Origin of the sequence: Rhodococcus sp. T7, assembly GCF_009872365.1 — a bacterium.
Classification (GTDB): Bacteria; Actinomycetota; Actinomycetes; order Mycobacteriales; family Mycobacteriaceae; genus Rhodococcus_F.
Genome location: NZ_WXYH01000389.1, coordinates 820,269 through 821,720 on the forward strand (window position 1 = coordinate 820,269; position 1,452 = coordinate 821,720).

1 protein-coding gene is annotated in these 1,452 nt (G+C 63.8%); it reads right to left on the bottom strand.

The features are described from left to right. Positions 1–8 precede the first annotated feature (8 nt). On the bottom strand, positions 9–1,403 hold the full coding sequence (locus MLGJGCBP_RS47865; protein ID WP_043827253.1) for an IS30 family transposase: 1,395 nt from the start codon (positions 1,401–1,403) through the stop codon (positions 9–11). Positions 1,404–1,452: the final 49 nt, after the last annotated feature.

Genomic DNA, 1,452 nt, shown 5'->3' on the forward strand with positions numbered 1-1,452 from the left:
GGGCGGATTCAACCGGTCGTCGCAACACCGTGCCGTGAGGACGAGTGTACCTGTTCGGCAAACACTTCCGCTGGAGTTCTCCAACCGTGCACTTTTCGGGGGCGGTTGTTGAGCGCATCGGCGACCGCCTGAAGCTCACGGAACTTGTATCGGGACAGATCAGTTCCCTTCGGAAAATATTGTCGCAGCAGCCCATTGGTGTTCTCATTCGTTCCGCGCTGCCATGGACTGTACGGATCACAGAAGTAGACACGGATACCCGTAGATGCCGTCAGCTCGGCATGACGCGCGAGTTCCTTTCCGCGATCCCACGTCACGGATCTGCGTAGATGCTCGGGCAGCGGTGACAGCGTCGCGGCCAGAGCATCACGAACGGACTCCGAACCATATCCGGACAGCGCCGGCCCGTTCTTCACCATCGCCGCTGTTCCATAGCCCTTCAGTCGCGGCAGGTGTAGTAGAGTCGTGTATCTGCTGGTGCGCTCGACGAGCGTGCCGATCGCGGACCGGGTCAGACCGATGATGAGGTCGCCCTCCCAATGCCCCGGCGTCTTCCGGCTCTCGACCTCCTCCGGACGGGCGCTGATGGTCACCTCCTCGGTGATAAATCCGGTGCGCTGCTTCCGTGCTCGCGCACGAGGCTTTCGCAGCGCCCGGCCGGTGCGCAAGCACGCGACGAGCTCCCGCTCCAGGCCGCCGCGACCCTCGATGTAGAGCGATTGGTAGATCGCCTCAGGTGAAATGCGCATCGTCGGGTCCTCCGGATAGTCGATCGGTAGGCGATTCGAGATCTGCTCCGGACTCCACGCCGTCGCCCACCGACGATCACCGCGCCGAGGCTTGTTTCGGCCAATCCAAGCGGCATCCGGACCGGACACCACGGTTCCATCGTCGGCACGAATCACACCAGACAGTTTGTCCTGCACATATTCTCGTAGCCGATCGTGTTCGGCGAGCTTCGCTGGTTTTGGGCGCCTCGCGGCGAGGTCGGCCTTCCACTGTGCGGTCGACGCTCGGTATGTGAGCTTGCCATTGCGGGTGGCGGCGTTCCGCCGCAACTCCCGCGAGATCGTCGACGGTGACCGTCCGATCCGGTCAGCGATGTCGCGCATACTCATACCCTTGGCTCGCAGCAGCGCGATATCCTCACGCTCGGTGAACGACAGGTACCTCCCCGAGACCGGGGTCAACTCGATCGGTGGCATCCCACCAGCCTGGCGGAACCACCGTGTCCCCACCGGCCCCGACACGCCGCATGTGGTCGCTGCGTCGTCGCTCGTGAGACCCTCGGCGATCCGCGTCCAGAATGCCCGCTCTAGATCTCGGCGTATCGGAGGCCGTCCCGGTGACCGCATCACCGCACGCCCCGTCAACGCTGCTGCCCACCCGGGTGGTCGTCCCATTCCCACACCTCCGTTATCGAGGTGTTGCTTCCACCGGTTGAGCCTGGTC

What these genes read in the sequence shown, in the direction of transcription:
- MLGJGCBP_RS47865 (WP_043827253.1), bottom strand. Translation starts at nt 1,403, where the DNA reads ATGGGACGACCACCCGGGTGGGCAGCAGCGTTGACGGGGCGTGCGGTG.